The organism is Citrobacter sp. Cy070 (assembly GCF_030332245.1).
Classification (GTDB): Bacteria; Pseudomonadota; Gammaproteobacteria; order Enterobacterales; family Enterobacteriaceae; genus Citrobacter; species Citrobacter youngae.
The window spans coordinates 1-23,760 of record NZ_JAOWIG010000069.1; the positions used below are offsets into that span (position 1 = coordinate 1).

Below are 23,760 nucleotides of genomic sequence, written 5' to 3' on the forward strand. Positions count from 1 at the left end.
CAGCTGATAGAAACAGAAGCCACTGGAGCACCTCAAAAACACCATCATACACTAAATCAGTAAGTTGGCAGCATCACCTGGATCCTGATGGTGCTGGCCAATCTGATCTTCTGGATTGCCCTGCAACAGCGGTCCACCACCATTGTTTATTATCTGACCTACAACCTCGATCGCAAAGACCTGGTTCCGCTGATTAACAGTCTGGCGACGATTCAGATCCTGTTTATCATCGCCATCCCTTTCTTTAGCAAATTCCTGGCTAAAACCTGGATATGGGTAGGTGGCTTGCTGGTCGCCACGTTCGGCGGCGTCTTGATGTGGCTGGCGGCGGACAACATACCTTTCCTCATCGCGGCCTGGGTGCTCGGCAATATCGGTAGCGGAATCGCCTGCTCAATGCCGTTTGCCATGTTGGGCTTTGCCGTCGACTTCGGTGCCTGGAAAACGGGCATCAAGGCCACCGGCATTCTTATCGCCTTCGGCAGTACTTTCTGCATCAAGATGGGCAGTGGTCTGGGTACCGCTTTCGCCGCCTGGATCATGAACAGTTTTGGCTATATCCCGAACCATACCCAAAGCGCTGCGGGTCTGGAAGGCATTACCTGGGCCTTTATCTGGGCGCCCGCCCTGCTCTTCGCACTCGCGGCGATCCCGCTACTTTTCTTCCGTAAGTACGAAGCAATGGAAGAGAGGATTCGCCACGATCTGGAAACCATCACCCAATAACTTTCTTAATCTTTACCCTCAAAATATGGGAGGCACCACCATGCCATTTGTGCAACATGACCCGCGTCGTCTGGTCTGGCAGCAAAACGATCGCTATTTGTGGATTGAACCCTGGGGCGAGAACAGCCTGCGCGTACGCAGTGGCCGTCATCTTCCGGTTATGCGAAATGAGGACTGGGCGCTCACGGAGCCAGTCACAGAAAGCGCCTGCCACATCGTTTATGAGCACCACCAGGCGACGCTGACCAACGGCAAAATTTTCGCTATCGTCAATCAAAAAGGACAAGTTACCTTTTACCGCCATCCACACAAACCCCTGTTGCAGGAGTTCTGGCGTCTGCGGGGCGAAATCGGCGAGGACGAATCTTCCCACGGCCAGTATGTCAGTGCCCTAAACCTTGAAGGGCGCGAGTTCCGCCCTATTCAAGGAGGAAAATATTCGATTAAAGCCCGCTTCGAAGCTGCCGAAGGGGAAAAAATTTACGGCATGGGCCAATATCAGCAGGCCAATCTGGATCTCAAAGGATGCGTGCTCGAACTGGCCCAGCGTAACTCTCAGGCCTCGGTGCCCTTTATGCTCTCAAGCCTTGGCTACGGATTTTTATGGAACAACCCGGCGGTCGGCCGCGTGACGTTCGCCCATAACGTGACCGAGTGGGAAGCTCAGGTCAGCGAACAGTTGGACTACTGGATCACCGCTGGCGATACCCCGGCAGAAATTAGCCAGGCGTATGCGCTCGCCACGGGCACGCCGCCGATGATGCCGGATTACGCCATGGGCTTCTGGCAGTGCAAGTTACGCTATCGCACCCAGGAGGAGCTGCTCGCAGTCGCCCGCGAGTACAAACGGCGCAATCTCCCCATCTCGGTAATCGTTATCGATTTCTTCCACTGGCCAAATCAGGGGGACTGGATGTTCGACTCGCGCGACTGGCCCGATCCCGATGCCATGATCGCCGAGTTAAAATCGCTGGGTATTGAGCTGATGGTCTCCGTCTGGCCGACGGTGGACAATCGCACCGGGAGCTATCGGGAGATGCGCGAAAACGGCTGGCTGGTACAAACGGAGCGCGGATTGCCAATTAATATGGATTTTCTCGGCAATACCACTTTCTTTGATGCCACCCATCCCGGCGCTCGCGACTACGTCTGGAGTAAAGCAAAACGCAACTATTACGATAAAGGCGTGAAGCTCTTCTGGCTAGATGAAGCCGAGCCGGAGTTCAGCGTTTACGACTACGATAACTATCGCTACCACGCCGGACCGGTGCTGGAAGTGGGCAATATCTACCCGCGAATGTACGCCAAAACCTTTTTTGACGGCATGAAAGCCAATGGCGAAGACCAGGTTATCAACCTGCTGCGCTGCGCCTGGGCTGGAAGTCAGAAATACGGCGCGCTGGTGTGGTCAGGTGATATCCACTCATCGTTTCGTTCTCTGCGCAATCAGTTTGCCGCCGGGATGAATATGGGGATTGCAGGTATCCCATGGTGGACAACAGATATTGGCGGCTTTCATGGCGGCAATATTCACGACCCACGCTTTCATGAGCTACTGATTCGCTGGTTCCAGTGGGGCGTGTTTAGCCCGGTGATGCGCCTGCACGGCAACCGCGATCCGCAGATTTTACCGCAGCAGCCTTATCGGGACGGGATTGCCCAGTGCCCTACCGGCGCGCCCAACGAGATCTGGAGCTACGGTGAGGATGTGTGTGATGTGCTAACGGGTTGCCTGACACTGCGTGAGAAGCTCAAGCCCTACATCAAAGCGTTAATGGCAGAAACGCATAACTACAATACACCGGTGATGCGTACCCTATTTTTTGAGTTCCCCGATCAGCTAAAAAGCTGGGAAATCACCGACCAGTACTGTTTCGGCCCCGATCTGTTGGTTGCGCCCGTTATGCATGAAGGTATGCGCGAACGCGACGTTTGGTTGCCAGAAGGGGAAACATGGACGGATTTTGCGACCGGCGAGAGCTATCAGGGAGGACAAACGCTGCGCTATGACGCTCCCCTGAACAGAATTCCGGTATTTATCCGCGAAGGCGGGCAGTATCGTAATATGTTGAAACTGTAGTCATAGTCCGGCTGCGGTTAGTACACCGCAGCCGGCAACATGAAGGCGTTTAGACCTGTGGCGGCTTGAACAGTGCTGAATAGTTGGCATTGCAAATACGCTGCACCGCCGGATGCTGGATCATCCTCTCCGCGAATATGGCGTGATACTCCTCCATCACATTCTCAACGCGTCCAATTTCAACAATAGAATCATCAGCATAGAAATTGTGTGAATACAGCGTAGGGGCAACGAATATCGCGTTATGCGTTGCGCCAAACGCTTTCATCAGCGCGGCGTCATCAAACTCGCCAAGGATTTCAACGTTCAGTCCTTGTGAGTTAATCCAGTTCAACAGCTTACGTCCAAGCATCGAACGACGACCAGGGATCAGCAATCGACGCTCTTCCAGACAGGCCGGAAACGGTTTCTCAGGCAGCGGCCTGGTGCACCAAAAGCTCACGCTGCATTCGCCAATCCGCACCGAGAACAGCCCTTCCTGCTGCGTTGAGTCGATCGGGCAATCGGAGATAATCATATCCAGCTTATGCTGGCTGAGCTGCTCCAGCAGCATCTCGTGTGTTGATTCAAAACAACGCAGATGGATTTGCTCGTTCTCAACCACAGCAGCATCCAGCACGCTGCTAACCAGTTGCTTCGATAATGCATCCGCCACGCCGACATCAAACAGCAAATTCGACTCTTTGCGATAGTTCACGATATCCAGCATTTCCTGGCTTAAGGTGAACATTTTATCCGCATAACGGAAAACTAATTCGCCTAATTCGCTGGGTTCCAGCCCTCGCCCCTTACGCTTAAACAACTTCCCTTGTAAGCGTTCCTCAAGCGCTTTGATCTGCCCGGTAATAGTTTGCGGTGTCAGATAAAGCGCTTCTGCGGCACCCACCACCGATCCTTCTTTATACACATGCCAGAAGTAATACAGGTGGTTGTAATTTATATGAGACATACTCTCTCCCTGAAATTGTCACCAAAGAGTTATCTGCTCAGGCTGACGTATTCAACCGGGTACGCAGCCAGCTATAACCAATAACTGCCGACAACAGTGAACCAATCAGGATCCCCAGTTTTGCCCAGTTAATCAGCTCCGGATCAACGTTACCAAACGCCAGACTGGCGATGAAAATCGACATTGTAAAGCCGATGCCGCACAGAATACCGACCGCCATAATTTGCTGGAAACTCGTGCCTTCAGGCAGTTGCGCCACCTTGAGACGTAATGCCAGCCAGCAGAACAGGCTGATCCCCAGCGGCTTACCGATAAGCAGGCCGGCGATAATTCCCAGCGGCAGGATAGAGGTCAATCCATCCAGCGTCACGCCCTGCAGCGAAACACCTGCGTTAGCGAAGGCAAACAGCGGCAGGATCAGATAAGCCACCCACGGATGCAGGACATGCTCCAGACGCTTTGCCGGTGAGCGCCCATGTTTTTCCTTTAACGGAATGAAGAAACCAACGATCACGCCTGCCAGAGTTGCATGCACGCCGGACTTCAGCACTGCCGTCCATAGCACGACGCCAACCAGAATATAAATACCGGTGCGTCTGACACCGCACAGATTCAATGCCGCCAGGACGAGAATTGCGCACGCGGCGACGCCCAGAGACAACAACGAGAGATCGCTGGTGTAGAACAACGCGATGATCACAATCGCGCCGAGGTCATCGATAATCGCCAGCGCCATCAGGAAGATTTTCAGTGCCAGCGGAACGCGACTGCCCAATAGCGCCAACACGCCTAATGCAAAAGCGATATCCGTTGCTGCCGGAATTGCCCATCCTTCACGAGTGATAGGGTCGGCATAGTTGAATGCCAGATACAGCAACGCCGGGACAATCATGCCGCCAATCGCGGCAATAATTGGAAACGCCGCCTGACGCAGGCTGGCAAGCGACCCCTGCATTAACTCACGCTTCACTTCCAGACCAATCAACAGGAAGAATACCGCCATCAACGCGTCGTTGATCCACAGCAGCATATTTTTGTTGATTTCAAGCGCGCCAACCCGCAGTTGGACAGGTGTTTCCAGAAAGGCGTGGTACCATCCACTGGTAACCCCGATATTTGCCATCAGCATAGCGACTGCGGCTGCGATGATCAGGATGATGCCTCCCGAGGCGTCGCTACTAAAAAAACGATGCAGATGTTTCACTTTTATTCTCTCTATTGGGTGAATACTTCGTAATTACTATCTTACACCCGCAAAAAGCTCGTTAAAATTAGATTATTCATGATGAATAAATCGGTTTTTCCGAGCATTATCTAATGAGAAAACACAGGATTAGTTAGTCTGCATCTGAGTGATGCCTCGCATTAAACGCGTATCTGAGATGGTCCAGCGTTGCCGTCACATTTGCCGGAGACATACGGTTGAGGTGTGCCAGAAAAGGATGTGTATCGATAAAATGGATAAAACGGGTCGCACTCACAAGCGTGGCGCTGCGTTGCATACTCGTTTTTCGGTTCTCTGTTAAGTTGCATACTGCCAGCGCGTAGTCACGCGTGGTGAATGTTCGCCAAACGTTATTACGGATGCCGCCCCCCATAAACAACCTTGGCGGAATATCTTTTTGCGGCGCTGATTCTCCACGTTCTCTCACAAAAGCAATGTGGCAACGCCCTTGCTGAACATGCTGTATATTCGCCATCATACATCCTCCCAGGATAAAGCATTCCTGATCGAGGTAATGCTGAATATTGAGAGAACGTTCATCCGTGAGCATTTTAACCAACTCGAAATGGCGATAAGCTGGCAAAACGGGTTTAACTAACATCCCCGGATCATTTTTGTGCAATATTGCAGGACCGTAATCCACATCAAAAAGCGTCTCCCGCCGCATCGTTATCACTTCTTTACGTTGCACAATATGCGCCAACGTACCGGGAGGCAGGCGTTCTTCATAGTCAGAATGATACTGATACTCAGCCTCTACGGGATGAGCTGAGTAATTTGTCGTAACGGCAACAATTCGACCGGTATTCTCTTCTGCAGTGACCAACACATACAGAAAACTATCACTACCGTTAAATTTGATCCGAAAAGCGCGCGTGCTCATGACGATATCAAACGTAGGAAAAGTAAATTCGCGTTCCGCCAGATTTGCATTGCGAGAGAGTTTCTGTAACTCCCGATTCAACCCGGTGCTATCCAGCACGAGTGCGGTGCGAATATCCGCCAGTGTCGCACCTTCCTGAATCAGCGTGGCGAGATAATCCTGACGCACATCTGTTTTTTGCCTGACAGGAGAAATAAATGTTTTATGACAACGCTGACAGTAAATACGCGGTTCTCCTTGCGCAGAAAAACCGTACTTTTTGAGTGAAATTCCCCCGCAGTGGGGGCAGGATTTTATCAGTCCTTTCCATGCCTGATTAACCGACTGACGAAAGCGGTTGAGTGATCGTTCCGAAATAATGGGGAAGAGAAAACCGCAGGCCCGGCATAGTATATTTTTCCCTTGGTTTTGGTAATCCGGGCTGTTCAACATACCCATATTTTTGCAGCCGGGCGTTTTACAACTATCGACATTAATCCAGGAAAACATATTCACTCCCTGCGAATACGATACGTTCAAGCAAATACTGATTTTATCTCTACAGGTGAAAAACCATTTTCATAGAGTGTTTTCATGGCACTCATCGTCATTGCGGTATGAGAGAAAAACGACTTATATCCCGCGCACAAATAGTTGTGATTTCTTTTACCTGATATTGACGGCAAAAAACGATGCTTAGGACAACCGCCATAACAGGCGAACTGCCATGAGCAGGAGTCACATTCTTGTGCCATTGTGCGTCGCTTATCCTCGCCAAACTGCCGGTTTTTTTCGCTATTGTTCATCGCGCGCAGCGTCGAATCCTGAATATTCCCCAACTTGTACTGCGGATACACAAAATGATCGCAGTTATACACATCGCCGTTCATTTCCATGGCGAATGCGCTACCGCAGGTTGGTGCAAACACGCATACCTGCGGTGGTAACCCGCACCACGCCGCGAGCGTCTGCTCAAACATCTGTATGCCGATATCACCAATATCGTTACGGACCCAGACATCAAAAATAGCGTTGAGAAAATGGCCAAATTGCAGTGAATCAACCGACCACGGCATCATTCTTGTTTGTCCGCCTTCAGGATGTGCCAGACCAATACCGCCCTCTTCAGCGCTTCTTTCGATGAGCGGAATAAACTGCATATAGCGACTGCCAATGCTTTTCAGATAGTTATAGACTCGCACCGGGTGATGCATATTCGTGTGATTCACCACCGTCAGCGTATTAAATTCTACACCGTGGCGTACCAGACATTTAACGGCCTGTTCAACTTTCCCATGCGTCGGTTTACCTGAACGAGTAACCCGCCATTCATCATGTAACGCGGCATCACCATCAATAGAAACGCCCACCAGGAAGGCGTGTTGCTTAAAAAAAATAGCCCATTCGTCGTCAATCAATATACCGTTAGTCTGGAAGGTATTTATAATCGTTTTACCGCCAGAATAACGCTGCTGCAATGCCAGCGCTCGCCGATAAAATGCCAACCCCATCAGCGTAGGTTCTCCCCCCTGCCACGCAAAAATCACGTCATTCACATCCTGCGCGGCAATATGCTGTTTGATGAATAACTCGAGCATGTCATCTGACATTCTGTAATTCGCTTTTCTATCCGGATAAAGCATCTCTTTTCCCAGATAAAAACAGTATTTACAGTCCAGATTACATACCGAGCCTGTCGGTTTAATCATGACCTGACAACTTTTTGTCTGCATTGTGATAGCTCCATAAATAAAAGAACCTGGCTCAGCACAAAAGCGTTGAACCAGGCGGGCATAGCCCTAAGTGGCATACCTTATGTTTCTTATAATTATTCAGTTAGCCCCAGGTGACTGGCGTTGGCTTGTCACCGCGAGCTTTCATCAGCGAATCGTTGTCAATGTCCTGTTTGTATTTCAGGAACTTGCCATACAGTTGTTTCTCGATTTCAGGTTGTTTCCCAATCTGATTAAGCGTTTCAAAGCGATCTTTTTTCAGGTTGTAGAGGTATTTGGGTTTATTTTCACGATCGATAATCATCTTCCAGTCGCCATCACGGATCGCCCATTCGTCAGTAGGATCATCCTGGAACGGCATATCAATACCAAAAATAAGTGGCTTCTGACGCGCTAACGTTTTCTGTTCCAGTAATGGAACCAGAGACTGCCCATCGTAGGTACGATCTGTTGGCAGTTTAAAGTTCATCATGTTTGCTAACGTCGGCACCCAGTCAAGACCATAAACTGGCGTATCCGTTACCATCCCCTGCGGAATATGTTTACCGTACTTGATGATTGCCGGAACACGGATACCGCCTTCCCAAAGGTTATCTTTACGGCCGCGAAGCCCATCCGTTTCACCCGCCAGGTTCAGTTCATATACTTTGCGAGCCTCGCGGGTCACAGGGCCGTTATCACTGGTGAAAATGACAATGGTGTTATCTTCTTCACCCATAGCCTTGATCTTATCCATTACTTTACCGACCTGAGCATCCATATAGCTGATGTTCGCGTAGTATTCGCCTGTTCCGCGCCATGGCTTATCCGCCCAGTCGCCGTAAAACAGATCCGGATGCTGTTTCTGGTAAGCGCTCATATATTGCGAATACATGTCGAGGTACTTTTTCGGCGAGGCCAGCGGGCTGTGAACTTCCGTGAACGCGACATATAAGAAGAACGGTTTGTCGTCTTTCTTGTTATCCAGCCAGTTGACGACTTCAGAACTGACAAGCTCGCCGCTCATGGTGTCAGCACGACCAATATGCTGTCCATTACGGATCCAGCCAGTGGGATGCACCATGCCATAGCGGGGACGTTCTTTTGCGTTATCAAGCGTAGCATCCGTGACGAATCCCGCCGGGTTTACCAGGGTGTAGTCAAACCCCATGTCCTTCGCCTGCGGTTGATCGGTGCGATCGCCCCCGGCATTCAGGTGCAATTTCCCCATCATCGCCGTGTCATACCCCTGTTGCTTTAACAGGTTGGCAATCGTCAGTTCATTCCGTCCCAACGCGACATCTTTGCCTTCAGGGATCCAGGAACGGATCCCTGTACGGAATGGCATACGTCCCGTTAATAAACCCGCACGAGAAGGAGAGCACAGCGGCGCGGGCGCATAGTAGTCGGTAAATTTCACCCCTTCCTGTGCCAGCTTGTCGATATTAGGCGTTTTGACGATTTGATGGCCATAAGTCGCGAGATCGCCATAGCCCAAATCATCAGCCATAATAATCACTAAATTAGGCTGTTTCGCTGAAGCTGCATATGTTGTTTGTAATGCGCTCCCGGCACATAATGCCAGTCCAACCAAACTCGCCACGACTGTTTTTTTCATTTCCGATCCTTTGGTTTTATTTAAAATGAATACCCAATCATATAAATCATCTGATCCCCGTAACCGTCATAACCCAGTTTGTTTTCAAAATAACGATACGTCACCGTAGCTTTCCATCGTGGATAAAATTTCCACGCCAGTGTTAATCCGCCATTTAATCCATTCCGGCCAAATTGCTGTTCCGCATAAGCATCATTTCTATCAAGCTCAATTTCATTCCAGTCAGATAAAACAAATTTCTCACCAAATAAAGTAAAATTGTAAGCCGCAGTCCAGCCAATAACGTAGCCATTCCAGCCGCTGGTTTGTCCATATCGTTGTGATACATAATCACCAGATTGGTTATGCAAACCTATATAGGGTTTAAAAAAGTCCCAATCTCCGCTCCAGCCGAGATAACCCAGACCATAAAACATATCCAGATCGTCGCCCCAGGAGTTATCCCACTGGCCATAAATCTTGCCAAAGAAGGTATAATCAGAATCAAAGAGACGCACATGGGTCATCGCCGACACCGTATGATTTCGACCGGCTACAGCATGATTTAACACATTACTTTCAATAAATGAGTAAAATTCGGCTTCTCGAAAATTGACACCAAAATCCGCTGTTGCTTTCCAAACCTCGCCACGATGTACATTGACAAATCCGCTATTCCAGTCGGCATAACCGGCATTAATAGACCCAAAAGAATTTTTATACTCCAGAGCTTGTGCTGCATGGCTAAAAAGAGAAGGCACTATAAGTATAAGACAAGCTAATAGTCCATTTTTTATCCGAGGCATTGAATGTATTCCCCATAATTATAATTAATCCATCAATAAATATTGTGTTACCGCGGTGACAAATAATAATGAAATAGAATGACAGGATAGTGATGTAAATCTCACATCAAGGAAGGTGAATCGTTATTACTGGTAGTGTGTCAGAATATGTTGTTTGAGAGGAGATAAGTAATTATTTCGCCAGAAATATGACTGTAGTTGCCTTTTAAATTAGGTTGGCCGTGATTATTTATTGATGTTAAAACAATCACATCAACCTGGTATGCGGCTGTGAATAGTCAAAAAAGATGTTAGTTCTAAAACCGTAGCACTGCTCCACACATCATACTATTCCAACAAGGTAAAATAATATATCCGATGCCGGTAAGGGTCTGGATATCCATCTGCCAGGTAAAAAAAAGGCCATCTCATCGCTGAAATGGCCTTTTCTCTACTTTTATTTTAGCGCGTTAAATCGTCAAAGAATTTCTTCACGCCGTCGAAGAAGCTTTTGGAACGCGGGCTGTTTTGTTCACCCGTCGGGCCACCAAAGCTATCCTGCAGATCTTTCAACAGCTGTTTCTGTTTGTCGTTGAGGCCCACCGGGGTTTCAACCACCACACGGCACAGCAGATCGCCCTGTGCGCCGCCGCGTACAGACTTAACGCCTTTACCACGCATGCGGAACAGTTTACCGGTCTGCGTTTCACCCGGAATTTTTAACTTCACGCGACCATCCAGAGTCGGGACTTCAATCTCGCCACCCAGGGCTGCCATTGCAAAGTTAATCGGTACTTCGCAGTACAGGTTATTGCCTTCACGCTCGAAGATTGGGTGCTGTTTAACCTGCACCTGCACGTACAGATCACCTGCTGGCGCGCCATGCTCACCGGCTTCGCCTTCACCAGACAAACGGATACGGTCGCCGGTATCAACCCCTGCCGGGATTTTAACGGACAGCGTTTTGCTCTTCTCAACGCGACCATGCCCGTGGCATTTGTTGCACGGATCTTTGATCAACGTACCGCGGCCCTGACAGTGCGGACAGGTCTGCTGTACGGCAAAAAAGCCCTGACGCATCTGTACCTGACCAGAACCGTGACAGGTTGGACAGGTTTGCGGCTGAGTGCCTGCCTTCGCGCCGCTGCCGTGGCAAACGTCACACTCTTCCAGCGTCGGAATACGGATCTCTTTGGTGACGCCACGCACGGCTTCTTCCAGAGTGAGATCCATGTTGTAACGTAAATCAGCACCACGTGAGGCGCGCTGACGACCACGACCGCCGCCAAAGATATCGCCAAACACGTCACCAAAGATATCGCTGAAGTCAGCCCCGCCGCCAAAACCGCCGCCGCCCATGCCGCCTTGCTCAAACGCAGCATGACCGTACTGATCGTAGGCCGCACGTTTTTGCGCATCGGTCAGGATCTCGTACGCTTCTTTGATCTCTTTAAACTTGGCTTCGGCCTCTTTATCACCCTGGTTGCGATCCGGGTGATATTTCATGGCCAGGCGCTTGTAGGCCTTTTTGATTTCACGCTCTTCCGCTGATTTGGAAACGCCTAAAATCTCGTAATAGTCTTGCTTAGCCATCTCTTTTTATCTGCCCCTAACATGCGTGCACGGGCGGAGAGGAAACCTCTTCGCCCGTGCCAGTAATTACCCGTTCAAAGGGCGATTATTTTTTGTCTTTCACTTCTTCAAACTCGGCGTCGACAACGTCGTCATCTTTCGCGTTATTTGCAGAAGCATCAGCGCCTGCAGCACCAGCCTGTTGCTGTGCGTGCTGCTGCTGAGCGATTTCCATCAGTTTCTGGGAAACCTGTGCCAGCGCCTGCATTTTCGCTTCGATATCTGCTTTGTCTTCGCCTTTCAGAGAAGTTTCCAGCGCGGTCAGTGCAGACTCGATGGCAGTTTTGTCGTCAGCCGGCAGCTTGTCGCCTGCTTCTTCAACCTGCTTGCGAGTGCTGTGCAGCAGATGGTCACCCTGGTTACGGGTCTGAACCAGCTCTTCAAACTTACGGTCAGATTCTGCGTTCGCTTCTGCTTCGCGAACCATTTTCTGAATTTCTTCTTCGTTCAGACCAGAAGAAGCTTTGATGGTGATCTTCTGCTCTTTACCGCTGTTTTTGTCTTTCGCGGAAACGTGCAGGATACCGTCGGCATCGATGTCAAAAGTCACTTCGATCTGCGGCATACCGCGCGGAGCCGGGCTGATGCCATCCAGGTTAAACTGACCCAGATCTTTGTTATCAGCAGCACGTTTACGTTCACCCTGCAGCACATGGATGGTTACCGCAGACTGGTTGTCTTCAGCGGTAGAGAACACCTGGCTGTGCTTGGTCGGGATGGTGGTGTTCTTCGCGATCAGCGGAGTCATTACGCCACCCATGGTTTCGATACCCAGAGACAGCGGGGTAACGTCCAGCAGCAGCACGTCTTTAACATCACCGGTCAATACACCACCTTGAACAGCAGCACCGATTGCTACGGCTTCGTCCGGGTTAACGTCTTTACGCGGTTCTTTACCGAAGAACTCAGCGACTTTCTTCTGCACCATCGGCATACGCGTCTGACCACCAACGAGGATAACGTCGTTGATATCAGATACGGACAGGCCAGCATCCTGCAGAGCAACTTTCAGCGGCTCGATAGAACGGTTAACCAGGTCTTCAACCAGGCTTTCCAGTTTCGCACGGGTCACTTTGATGTTCATGTGTTTCGGACCGGTCGCGTCTGCAGTGATGTACGGCAGGTTCACGTCGGTCTGCTGAGCGGAAGACAGCTCAATCTTCGCTTTCTCAGCGGCTTCTTTCAGACGCTGCATCGCCAGCGGGTCATTACGCAGGTCGATACCCTGATCTTTCTTAAACTCGTCAACCAGGTAGTTGATCATACGGCTGTCGAAGTCTTCACCACCCAGGTGGGTATCACCGTTGGTTGCCAGAACTTCGAAGGTTTTTTCGCCGTCAACTTCGTCGATTTCGATAATAGAGATATCGAAAGTACCACCACCGAGGTCATATACCGCGATAGTACGGTTGCCGACTTCTTTATCCAGACCGTAAGCCAGCGCAGCTGCGGTTGGTTCGTTGATGATACGTTTTACTTCCAGACCTGCGATACGACCGGCGTCTTTAGTTGCCTGACGCTGAGCATCGTTAAAGTATGCAGGTACGGTGATAACTGCTTCAGTTACCGGCTCACCCAGGTAATCTTCAGCCGTTTTCTTCATTTTTTTCAGCACTTCAGCAGAAATCTGCGGCGGTGCCAGTTTCTGACCTTTTACGTCAATCCATGCATCACCGTTGTCAGCACCGATGATTTTGTACGGCATGATAGCTTCATCACGCTGTACTTCTTCGTCCTGGAAGCGGCGGCCAATCAGGCGTTTAATCGCAAACAGGGTGTTTTGCGGGTTTGTCACTGCCTGACGTTTAGCCGGCTGACCAACCAGAGTTTCACCATCCTGGGTATAAGCAATGATAGAAGGCGTGGTGCGATCGCCCTCGGCGTTCTCCAGCACACGTGCAGTAGTGCCATCCATAATCGCTACACAAGAGTTGGTAGTACCCAGGTCGATACCAATAATTTTACCCATCTAAACGTCTCCACTAAAAATTCGGTCATCATGTGGTTGTGAATCTGTAATAAGGGCGAAACGTGCGGTTTCAACTACCCTGAATCGTTTTTTTTCAGACTCACCACTGCGGTTGCTTACAAGATGGGGTCGTAACCCACGTCATCAAGGGGGGCATGAAAATTTTTTTTTAGCGCAGTGGCGATAAAATCGTAGAGAAAAGGCAGAAAGCTGAAAAAATGAATAGTCGCCAATTAAAATTAATTCATAAAACCAATGAAAATAGCAAAGTTATTCACGAAAAAATTGTAATAAAAAGAAAAGATTACAAGCATGAATCGTGATTCTGACAGCGGTAAGATGGTCTGAAACGACACACTTTTACAGCCGTCAAAGAGAAATTCCATGAAATCCGTATTACCCCTTTCCGCCAGCCTGCTTATGGGCCTGCTACTGAGCAGCGCCGCACACGCTAATGATCATAAAGTCCTCGGCGTGATCGCCATGCCCCGTAATGAAACCAACGATCTGACGCTGAAACTTCCCGTTTGCCGCGTGGTGAAACGCATTCAACTTACGGCCGATCATGGTGATTTACAGCTCAGTGGTGCATCGGTTTATTTCAAGGCTGCCCGCATGTCCAGCCAGACTCTGAACGTGCCTTCCTCCATCAAAGAAGGGCAAACGACCAATTGGATCAACATCAATAGCGACAACGACAATAAGCGCTGCGTGAAAAAAATTACCTTCTCCGGCCATACGGTGAACTCTTCTGATATGGCAACGTTGAAAATCATCGGCGACGACTAATCCCTTCTGCACAAGTAGAATTCAGTATGAATGTCACCTATTTGAATGACGACGATCTCGACTTTCTTCAGCATTGCAGTGAGGAGCAGCTCGCCAATATTACCCGCCTGCTTACGCATAATGAAAAGGGGAAAGCCCGTCTGTCGAGCGTTCTCAACCACAACGATTTATTTAAATCGATGGAAGGACATCCGGAACAGCACCGCCGCAACTGGCAATTAATCGCAGGCGAGCTTCAACATTACGGCGGTGACAGCATTGCCAATAAACTCCGTGGACATGGAAAACTGTATCGGGCGATTTTGCTGGATGTCTCAAAGCGGCTAAAGCTCAAAGCAGATAAAGAGATGTCTACGTTCGAAATTGAACAGTCTCTGCTGGAACATTTTTTACGCAACGCCTGGCAAAAAATGGATGCTGAGCACAAGCAAGAATTTCTGCAGGCGGTCGATGCAAAAGTCTCTGAGCTGGAAGAACTGTTGCCGCTATTAATGAAAGACCGCAATCTGGCAAAAGGGGTGTCTCACCTGCTCTCCGGCCAGTTAACCCGAATTCTGCGTACGCACGCCGCAGTTAGTGTCATTGGGCATGGATTGCTACGCGGTGCTGGACTTGGCGGCCCGGTCGGCGCGGCTTTAAACGGGGTTAAAGCGGTGAGCGGCAGCGCTTATCGCGTGACGATCCCAGCGGTACTCCACATCGCCTGCCTGCGCAGAATGCTCAACCACACACAAGCGTGATGCCCATCACAGGGAAAATAATTCATTTTCCCTTCGTGAGATCATAGACAGTGCCCTCTCCCCTGATTATTATGCCGCGCCCCGAAGACAGTGATCGTTATTTGGGGAAACTATTTCACCATTCAATCAATGATGATTTTGAGGAATTATGGGCAACACTAAGTTGGCTAATCCGGCACCGCTGGGCCTGATGGGCTTTGGCATGACCACCATTCTGCTTAACCTGCATAACGCGGGTTTCTTCGCTTTAGACGTTATTATTCTGGCGATGGGCATTTTCTACGGCGGTATCGCGCAAATTTTTGCCGGTCTTCTGGAATATAAAAAAGGCAATACCTTCGGTTTAACCGCCTTTACCTCCTACGGTTCGTTCTGGCTGACGCTGGTTGCGATTCTGCTGATGCCGAAAATGGGCCTCGCGGATGCAACCAATGGTCAGTTCCTGGGCGCTTACCTGGGTCTGTGGGGCGTGTTCACTCTGTTCATGTTCTTCGGTACGCTGAAAGCCGCGCGCATGCTGCAGTTCGTGTTCCTGAGCCTGACCGTGCTGTTCGCCCTGCTGGCCGTTGGCAACATTGCAGGTAACGAAGCAATCATTCACGTAGCGGGTTGGGTTGGCTTAGTGTGTGGCGCAAGCGCCATTTACCTGGCGATGGGTGAAGTGCTGAACGAACAGTTTGGCCGCACCATCCTGCCAATTGGTGAAGCACACTAATCTGCCTTTATCCCCCCTGACGGGGGGATATTCCTTACAAACGCTGTAACTCTCCCTGTACGCTCGTATCGCGATGATAAATATCCTGTCGCAGCCAAATCCCCAGACCTAACCCCACCAGCGATAACGCCAGCACATACCAGGCTGGAGCCATTGGCGACACGCTCATTAACATTGTTACCGCGATTGGCGTCAAACCACCGAAAATGGCATAGGAAACGTTGTAGGAAAAAGAGATGCCGGTAAAGCGGACTTCCGCCGGAAATGCCCGCACCATCACGTAAGGCACAGCGCCGACTACGCCAACGCATAATCCCACCAGCCCGTATAACAGGAACAAGTGCTGAGGATGGCTGCCGGTCAGGTGATAGAAAAACCAGCTCGAGCAGGCCAGCAACAGGCTGCCGACAGTAAAGGTTTTGCTGGCACCAACCCTGTCGACAATAAATCCGGCCAGCAGACAGCCGACGCACAGCATAATGGTAGCGACACTGTTGGCCTGTAACGTTAGCGCGGGTGCAAAGCCATATTGCTTTTGCAACCAGACGGGCGACATCAGGATCACCACTACAATCCCGGCCGAGAGCAGCCAGGTCAGTAGCATTGACACCACCACCGCTTTTTTATGTTTGCTCACCACCGACTTTACCGGCAGTTCCTGCGCCAGCGCCTTACGTTGCTGCATCTCGAGAAAGATGGGCGTTTCCTGCAGCCAGCGGCGCAGGTACATCGCCACCAGCCCAAAAACGCCCCCCAACAGGAACGGGATACGCCAGCCGTAGTCATGCACCGCCTGTTGCGTCAGGTTGGTATTCACCAGCGTCGCAACCACCGATCCCAACAGAATCCCCACCGTCAGCCCGGCGGTCAGCGTGCCACAGGCAATGCCGATGCGGCGCTCCGGTACGTGCTCCGCCACGAACACCCACGCGCCCGGCACTTCTCCGCCGATGGCAGCGCCTTGCAAAATGCGCATCAGCAGTAACAGCAGCGGTGCGAGGATCCCCATTGAGGCGTAGGTAGGCAAAAGACCAATCGCCAGCGTCGGTATCGCCATCAGCAAAATGCTCAGGGTGAACATTTTCTTACGCCCGACCAGATCGCCAAAGTGCGCCATGATGATGCCACCCAGCGGACGCGCCAGATATCCGGCGGCAAAAATGCCGAAGGTTTGCACCTGACGTAGCCACTCAGGAATGTCTGCCGGAAAGAAGAGTTCACCAACAACAGCGGCAAAGAAGACGAAGATAATGAAATCATAAAACTCAAGCGCACCGCCGAGGGCGGCAAGCGTAAGAGTTTTATAATCCTGGCGATTCAGCGGTCGAGAGTGTTGTGACATAGCAAACCATCAGTCAGTGGAGTTATTGAATCTGTTTGTCGATATATGTAAAGCAAAAATTACTATATCGTAAACAATTCAATACTCCACTGTCATTGGCACTTATGCCACGATCGGGCTACTTTCAGGCGTTTGTATCGCGAATTGCGCTTTTCGGACGAAAAGATGCTACAACAGCCGGTGCGGTTTCGACATACGGCCCATCCAATAGCTGTATACAATACGGTACACTTGCAAAGATACCCGGCACGATAACCTTACCGTCGGCATCTTTTACGCCTTCCAGCGTTTCTTTGATTGATTTCGGTTGCCCCGGCAGATTCAGGATCAGCGTCTGTTTACGAATCACGCCGACCTGACGAGAGAGGATCGCCGTTGGCACAAAGTGCAGACTTATCTGGCGCATCTGTTCGCCAAAGCCCGGCATCTGACGGTCAGCGACGGCAAGCGTGGCATCAGGCGTCACATCGCGACGAGCCGGACCGGTACCACCGGTAGTCAGCACCAGATGGCAGCTCATTTCATCCACCAGTTCGCATAACGTTTGTTCGATGATTGCCTGCTCATCCGGGATCAACCGCGTTTGCAGTTCAAAGGGGGTGGTAAGGGCAGACGCCAGCCACTCTTCCAGGGCCGGGATACCTTTATCCTGGTAAACGCCGCTGGAAGCACGGTCAGAAATGGACACCAGGCCAATGCGTAAAGTATTCATAATTATTCCGTTTAAACAGTCTCGTTAAACAGAATGATACACTGCGAAAGGAAGGACAGACAGGTTTCAGAAGAGGTAGCGTGACCCATATCAGGGCCACGCCGAAATGATTACAGCAGATCGCCGATCATTTTTTCCAGTTTACCCTGGTCTACAGCAAACTTACGGATACCGTCCGCCAGTTTGTCTACAGCCATCGGATCCTGGTTGTGCTGCCACAGGAACTCAGCTTCGGTGATGCGTGCAGGACGCGCTTTCACTTCGCCAGAGAAGGACAGTTTACGTTCGATAGCGCCTTCGCTTTCCGCCAGCTCTTTCAACAGTGCCGGAGCAATCGTCAGACGATCGCAGCCTGCCAGTTCAATGATTTCGCCGATGTTACGGAAGCTCGCGCCCATCACCACGGTTTCGTAACCATGCTGTTTGTAGTACTCGTAGATTTCCGTTACGGAAACCACACCCGGATCTTCTGCCGGTGCATACTCTTTCTTGTCGGTGTTGGCTTTGTACCAGTCAAGAATACGACCAACGAACGGAGAAATCAGGTATACGCCAGCTTCAGCACATGCACGCGCCTGCGCGAAGGAGAACAGCAGAGTCAGGTTACAGTTGATGCCTTCTTTTTCCAGCTGCTCAGCGGCACGGATACCCTGCCAGGTAGAAGCCAGTTTGATCAGAATACGATCGTTGCTGATGCCAGCATCGTTGTACAGTTTGATCAGACGTTTTGCTTTCGCGATAGACGCGTCGGTGTCGTAGGACAGGCGAGCATCAACTTCAGTAGAGATACGACCCGGGACCAGTTTCAGGATCTCCAGACCGATATTGACGGCCAGTTTGTCGGTCGCGTCGACGACCTGTTGAGCGCGGTCGTTGCTCTGCTGCTTAGCCCAGGCTACAGCGTCATCAATCAGCTTGCGGTATTCTGGGATCTGCGCTGCGTTAAGAATGAGAGAAGGGTTAGTTGTGGCATCCTGAGGCTGATACAGCTTCATTGCCGCGATGTCTCCGGTGTCGGCCACTACTGTGGTGAACTGACGAAGGGAGGTCAATTTGTCCGTCATGATAGCGATTCTCTTTAAACAGCTTGTTAGGGGGATGTAACCGATCTTCCCTGATGATAGCACGACGCACTCTCAGCGCAACCGCCGGGATTGTCCAACTCACTGCTCATTCCCGATTACGCATCTTAAAGCTCCTGATGCGCAATTAAGGGTTATCCCCATTGTTATGGTAAACTCCCGCAATCACTCTCCTGACAAGGTATATACTGTTCGATAATTGGTAGCGCTTACATGGGAATATTCGCGCGTACCGGCATCAACAAGAGGGATGTTAATGCCTGATTTTTTCTTGTTTATTAATGAAATACTCTGGGGTTCGGTGATGATCTACCTCCTGCTTGGTGCAGGATGTTGGTTCACCTGGCGTACCGGGTTCGTGCAGTTCCGCTACATTCGCCAGTTTGGCACAAGTCTTAAAAACAGCATTAGCCCGCAGCCGGGTGGCTTAACCTCGTTTCAGGCATTGTGCACCAGTCTTGCCGCACGTATTGGTAGCGGGAACCTGGCCGGCGTAGCGTTGGCGATCGCCGCTGGCGGCGCAGGGGCCGTCTTCTGGATGTGGGTCTCAGCGATCATTGGCATGGCAACGTCATTCGCCGAGTGCTCACTCGCGCAACTGTATAAAGAACGCGATAGCAAAGGACAGTTCCGCGGTGGCCCTGCGTGGTATATGGCTCGTGGGCTGGGCATGCGCTGGATGGGCGTACTCTTTGCCATCTTTTTACTTATTGCCTATGGACTGATTTTTAACAGCGTTCAGGCAAACTCTGTCTCCCGCGCATTGGCATTTGCGTTCGACATCCCTCCCCTCGCTTCCGGCATCGCTTTGGCGATACTGTCATTCCTGGTGATCATTGGCGGTATTAATGGTGTTGCCCGTCTGATGCAATGGTTTGTGCCGATCATGGCGCTGCTGTGGGTTGGATGTAGCATCATCATCTGCCTGTGGCATATCGGGCAGCTTCCCGACATTATCGTCACCATTATAAAAAGCGCCTTTGGCTGGCAGGAAGCCGCAGCGGGTGCGGCCGGATATACGCTAAGCCAGGCTATTGCCAATGGTTTTCAGCGCGGCATGTTTTCTAATGAGGCAGGAATGGGATCTACGCCGAATGCAGCCGCGTCGGCAGCCTCCTGGCCACCGCATCCTGCGGCACAAGGCATTGTGCAAATGATCGGTGTGTTAGGCGACACTCTCGTTGTCTGTACGGCCAGCGCCATGATTATTCTGTTGGCAGGCAATGGCGCCGGCTATGTGCCCATGGAAGGCATCCAATTGATGCAGAAGGCCATGATCTCACTGACCGGCGAATGGGGGGCTGGGTTTGTCGCATTTATTGTGATTCTGTTTGCCTTTAGCTCGATCGTCGCCAACTACATCTATGCGGAAAACAATCTCGTCTTTCTGAAACTGGACAATATGCGCGTCATCTGGCTATTGCGCATCGCCACCGTTAGCACCGTCATTGGCGGAACGTTAGTCAGCTTCCCGTTGGTCTGGCAGTTGGCCGATATCATTATGGCTTGTATGGCCATCACTAACCTGACGGCGATTCTGCTGCTTTCTCCGGTTGTCCATACCATCGCCAGCGACTATCTGCGTCAGCGCAAACTCGGTGTGCGCCCGGAATTTGATCCGCACCGTTATCCTGATATCAGACAACAGCTTGCACCGGATACATGGGATGAAACGCCGCGCAGCTAGCGCGGCAATCACAACCATCGATCAATTCTGTCGTTTTTTTTGCTAAAGTCGCAGTAAATCTCCTGCAAGGACTGGATATGCTGATTCTGATTTCACCTGCAAAAACGCTCGACTACCAAAGCCCGCTGGCTACCACACGCCATACGCTGCCTGAACTGCTGGACCACTCCCAGCAGTTAATCCACGTGGCGCGTCAACTCTCTGCGCCGCAGATCGGCAAGCTGATGGGAATTAGCGACAAGCTGGCGGATCTGAACGCCACGCGTTTCCACGACTGGCAGCCTGACTTCACGCCGGACAATGCGCGCCAGGCCATTCTGGCGTTTAAGGGCGACGTGTATACCGGACTGCAGGCTGAAACCTTCAGCGAGGCGGATTTCGACTTCGCTCAGCAGCATTTACGCATGCTGTCCGGGCTGTATGGTGTTCTGCGCCCGCTGGATTTGATGCAACCCTACCGTCTGGAGATGGGCATTCGTCTGGCCAATGCGAAGGGTAAAGATCTCTATCAGTTCTGGGGAGATACCATCACCGATAAGCTTAACGAAGCGCTGGGAGCACAAGGCGACAGCGTGGTGATTAACCTCGCCTCAGACGAGTATTTTAAATCCGTGAAGCCGAAAAAGCTGAACGCAGAACTGATTAAACCGGTATTCCTTGATGAGAAGAACGGCAAATTCAAAGTCATCAGCTTCTATGCCAAAAAAGCCCGCGGCCTGATGAGCCGCTACATCATTGAAAACCGCTTAACGCAGCCAGAACAGTTGACCGCTTTTAACAGCGAAGGCTATTTCTTTGATGAAGAAGCGTCAGGGAAAGGTGAACTGGTGTTTAAGCGTCACGAGCAGTAGTGTACATGCCGGATGGCGGCTAACGCCTTATCCGGCCTGCAGGTTTTGTAGGCCCGCTAAGCAAAGCGCCAGCGGGCACCACCATTAACCGCGAGCCATCATCAGCTTACGCAGTTGCGCAAAATCAGCGGGCAGATGATGCGAAAGCAGCGGCAAGTCTGCACGTTCAGCCAGCTCTTTTGGTAGATCCAGCGTGACATTCAGAATCTGTTCAACGCTTTCTTTAAATTTCGCCGGATGTGCGGTGCCAAGGAACAGGCCATATTCGCCCGGATTCAACTGATCACGCAGTGCACGATACGCCACCGCCGCATGCGGCTCTGAGGTGTAACCAATCTTCTGCAGTTCGCGCATGGTGTCCTGCGTCGTTGCATCATCAACGGCGGCATAACCCAGCTCATTCAGACGCCAAATTTTACGGCGGAACAGTTCTTCCACGCGCGGCCAGTTGTTCGGCTGGCTGACATCCATGGCATTCGATAACGTCGCCTGAGTCGCTTTCGGCGCCCACTCACCTTCAGCAAGGAAACGCGGAACCGTATCGTTGACGTTGGTCGCGGCGATAAAACGCTTCACCGGCAAGCCCAGTGATTTCGCCAGCAGCCCGGCGGTCAAATCGCCAAAGTTACCGCTGGGAACAGAAATCACCAGCTGATTCCGCGCCTCTTGCGGCAGTTGAGCCACGGCTTCAAAGTAGTAGCAGATTTGCGCCAGCAGGCGACTGATGTTGATGGAGTTTGCGGAATTCAGCCCCAGGGCTGCCTTCAGCTCTTCATCATCAAACGCCTGTTTCACCAGCGCCTGGCAGGCATCAAAGTCACCATCAATCGCAACGGTTTCAATATTGCCGCCCAGCGTACAGAACAGTTTTTCCTGTAATGGGCTGATCTTGCCATTTGGGTAGAGGATCACCACACGCACATTTTTCAGGCCATAAAAAGCATGTGCAACTGCGGCCCCGGTGTCTCCGGATGTCGCAGTCAGGATTGTCACCGGTTTGTCGCCGCTGATGTGCGTTAGCATTTGCGCCATAAAGCGCCCGCCAAAGTCTTTAAACGCCAGTGTCGGACCATGGAACAGCTCCAGACAGCCGATATCACCTTCGACCTGAGCGACCGGTGCCGGGAAGGCAAACGCCGCACGCACGCGCTCCTCCAGGATCTCTTGTGGGATCTCCGTGCCAATAAATGCGGAAAGGATCTTAGCGCTGCGGCTGACGAAGTCCTGGTTCAGCATCTCATCCACTTCTGTCAGATTAAATTCCGGCAGCTCGTGTGGAAAAAACAATCCCTGATTCTTGCCAAGCCCTTGCGTGACGGCCTGCGCAAAGTTGACCTGTTCGTTGTGATCTTTCAGATTATAGAGTTTCATTGATTATCCCAGTACCCGTGCGCCCGCCGTGTCCAGCCGGCAAATATGAACAAAGCCTTCCTGATTTTGCAGGTAATTTTTACCCAGCCAGTCTGCTACGCGCTGTGCCGTATCCGGCTTATCGCATAAGGCGAACAGCGTCGGCCCCGAGCCGGAGATGCCGCTGGCCAGCGCGCCGATTTCCGCTACCGCCTGACGCGCCTGGCTAAAGCCAGGCAGCAAGCGGGTACGGTACGGCTCAGCAATGACGTCCTTCATCAGCTTCGCGGCAAGCCCAGGCTGACGGGAATAGCAGGCATGGATAAATCCAGCCAGATGTCGCCCGTGGGCAATACAGTCCTGACGACGATATTGCGCAGGTAAAATCGCCCGCGCTTCCGCTGTGGAAACTTTAATACCTGGATATGCCAGCACCCACAGCCACTCATCAAAGCCTGGCACCTGCTGGCTGATAATGCCGTTTTCTTCGATCATTAGCTGCATGCCGCCCAAAAAGCACGGGGCGACATTATCGTAGTGAATACTGCCGGAGATACGCCCTTCCAGTTCGCCCATAATCGCCAACAGTCGCGTATCGTTGAGCGGTTTACCACAGTACTCATTCATCGCGACCAGCGCCGCCACAACGGAACAGGCGCTGGAGCCTAACCCGGAGCCAATCGGCATATTTTTTTCCAGCGTCATCGCCACTGGAACGCTTTTACCCAGTTCCTGGCAGAAACGTTCCCAGCACTGATAGACGATATTTTCTCGCGGCTCAGACGGCAACTTATTAGCAAAGCGCCCGAGGTTGTTCAGGCTGAACTGGTCAGCCGTCTCAACCGAGACCACATCGCCCAACAGCGAACCGTCTACCGGGGTTACCGCCGCCCCGAGCACATCAAACCCGACGCTCATATTGGCACTGGAAGCCGGGGCATAAACTCTCACCATG

General features: G+C 51.3%; 19 protein-coding genes and 1 pseudogene. 7 read left to right on the forward strand and 13 right to left on the reverse strand.

Translation table 11 applies throughout. The features are described 5' to 3' along the window. Positions 1–66 precede the first annotated feature (66 nt). Positions 67–726: pseudogene (locus OGY19_RS12430) on the forward strand (MFS transporter); the annotation flags it as partial. 40 nt (positions 727–766) lie between these two features. Continuing rightward, positions 767–2,806: a glycoside hydrolase family 31 protein gene (locus OGY19_RS12435; protein ID WP_286596547.1), complete on the forward strand. Its 2,040-nt coding sequence runs from the start codon at positions 767–769 to the stop codon at positions 2,804–2,806. A gap of 49 nt (positions 2,807–2,855) precedes the next feature. On the opposite strand, the gene nhaR is transcribed toward OGY19_RS12435, so the two are convergent. The 8 genes from nhaR to dnaK all read right to left on the reverse strand — a co-directional run bounded on the left by nhaR (position 2,856) and on the right by dnaK (position 13,537). After that, complete coding sequence (gene nhaR, locus OGY19_RS12440) at positions 2,856–3,755, reverse strand: transcriptional activator NhaR (RefSeq protein WP_048212744.1); 900 nt, start codon at positions 3,753–3,755, stop codon at positions 2,856–2,858. 37 nt (positions 3,756–3,792) lie between these two features. Then, positions 3,793–4,959, reverse strand: coding sequence for a Na+/H+ antiporter NhaA (gene nhaA / locus OGY19_RS12445; protein ID WP_048212745.1), 1,167 nt, complete (start codon positions 4,957–4,959; stop codon positions 3,793–3,795). Positions 4,960–5,092: 133 nt separating this feature from the next. Continuing rightward, positions 5,093–6,352, reverse strand: a complete 1,260-nt coding sequence (locus tag OGY19_RS12450; protein WP_115601002.1) for an IS1/IS1595 family N-terminal zinc-binding domain-containing protein — start codon at positions 6,350–6,352, stop codon at positions 5,093–5,095. A gap of 26 nt (positions 6,353–6,378) precedes the next feature. Beyond that, entirely contained in the window at positions 6,379–7,575 is a 1,197-nt protein-coding gene (locus tag OGY19_RS12455; RefSeq protein WP_286596549.1) for an anaerobic sulfatase maturase, read from the reverse strand. A 103-nt stretch (positions 7,576–7,678) separates the two neighbouring features. After that, positions 7,679–9,172, reverse strand: a complete 1,494-nt coding sequence (locus OGY19_RS12460; RefSeq protein WP_060855449.1) for a sulfatase family protein — start codon at positions 9,170–9,172, stop codon at positions 7,679–7,681. Between the two features lie 20 nt (positions 9,173–9,192). Then, entirely contained in the window at positions 9,193–9,957 is a 765-nt protein-coding gene (locus tag OGY19_RS12465) for an outer membrane protein OmpK (protein ID WP_115601004.1), read from the reverse strand. A gap of 441 nt (positions 9,958–10,398) precedes the next feature. After that, entirely contained in the window at positions 10,399–11,529 is a 1,131-nt protein-coding gene (dnaJ, locus tag OGY19_RS12470) for a molecular chaperone DnaJ (protein ID WP_048233936.1), read from the reverse strand. Positions 11,530–11,614: 85 nt separating this feature from the next. Further along, positions 11,615–13,537 carry a molecular chaperone DnaK gene (gene dnaK / locus OGY19_RS12475; protein ID WP_003018959.1) on the reverse strand — a complete coding sequence of 641 codons (1,923 nt, stop codon included), beginning with the start codon at positions 13,535–13,537 and terminating at the stop codon, positions 11,615–11,617. A 384-nt stretch (positions 13,538–13,921) separates the two neighbouring features. Between dnaK and OGY19_RS12480 the strand changes: the two genes are divergently transcribed. The 3 genes from OGY19_RS12480 (at position 13,922) to satP (ending at position 15,781) form a co-directional block, all read left to right on the forward strand. Then, complete coding sequence (locus OGY19_RS12480) at positions 13,922–14,326, forward strand: DUF2541 family protein (RefSeq protein ID WP_286596552.1); 405 nt, start codon at positions 13,922–13,924, stop codon at positions 14,324–14,326. Between the two features lie 26 nt (positions 14,327–14,352). Beyond that, entirely contained in the window at positions 14,353–15,066 is a 714-nt protein-coding gene (msyB, locus tag OGY19_RS12485; protein ID WP_124020730.1) for an acidic protein MsyB, read from the forward strand. A 148-nt stretch (positions 15,067–15,214) separates the two neighbouring features. Then, a complete protein-coding gene (gene satP / locus OGY19_RS12490; protein ID WP_003018969.1) occupies positions 15,215–15,781 on the forward strand; it encodes an acetate uptake transporter in 567 nt (188 codons plus the stop codon). A gap of 34 nt (positions 15,782–15,815) precedes the next feature. On the opposite strand, the gene OGY19_RS12495 is transcribed toward satP, so the two are convergent. The 3 genes from OGY19_RS12495 to tal all read right to left on the reverse strand — a co-directional run bounded on the left by OGY19_RS12495 (position 15,816) and on the right by tal (position 18,899). Further along, entirely contained in the window at positions 15,816–17,123 is a 1,308-nt protein-coding gene (locus OGY19_RS12495) for an MFS transporter (RefSeq protein ID WP_115601008.1), read from the reverse strand. 124 nt (positions 17,124–17,247) lie between these two features. Beyond that, entirely contained in the window at positions 17,248–17,835 is a 588-nt protein-coding gene (gene mog / locus OGY19_RS12500; protein ID WP_115601009.1) for a molybdopterin adenylyltransferase, read from the reverse strand. Positions 17,836–17,945: 110 nt separating this feature from the next. Then, positions 17,946–18,899, reverse strand: a complete 954-nt coding sequence (tal, locus tag OGY19_RS12505) for a transaldolase (protein WP_005124064.1) — start codon at positions 18,897–18,899, stop codon at positions 17,946–17,948. 274 nt (positions 18,900–19,173) lie between these two features. Between tal and OGY19_RS12510 the strand changes: the two genes are divergently transcribed. Together OGY19_RS12510 and yaaA are read left to right on the forward strand one after the other, a co-directional pair. Beyond that, positions 19,174–20,604, forward strand: a complete 1,431-nt coding sequence (locus tag OGY19_RS12510) for an alanine/glycine:cation symporter family protein (RefSeq protein ID WP_115601010.1) — start codon at positions 19,174–19,176, stop codon at positions 20,602–20,604. A gap of 77 nt (positions 20,605–20,681) precedes the next feature. Beyond that, positions 20,682–21,455 carry a peroxide stress protein YaaA gene (gene yaaA / locus OGY19_RS12515; RefSeq protein ID WP_061067203.1) on the forward strand — a complete coding sequence of 258 codons (774 nt, stop codon included), beginning with the start codon at positions 20,682–20,684 and terminating at the stop codon, positions 21,453–21,455. Positions 21,456–21,539: 84 nt separating this feature from the next. On the opposite strand, the gene thrC is transcribed toward yaaA, so the two are convergent. After that, on the reverse strand, positions 21,540–22,826 hold the full coding sequence (gene thrC / locus OGY19_RS12520; RefSeq protein WP_115601011.1) for a threonine synthase: 1,287 nt from the start codon (positions 22,824–22,826) through the stop codon (positions 21,540–21,542). Between the two features lie 3 nt (positions 22,827–22,829). Continuing rightward, positions 22,830–23,759: a homoserine kinase gene (gene thrB, locus OGY19_RS12525; protein WP_115601012.1), complete on the reverse strand. Its 930-nt coding sequence runs from the start codon at positions 23,757–23,759 to the stop codon at positions 22,830–22,832. Position 23,760: the final 1 nt, after the last annotated feature.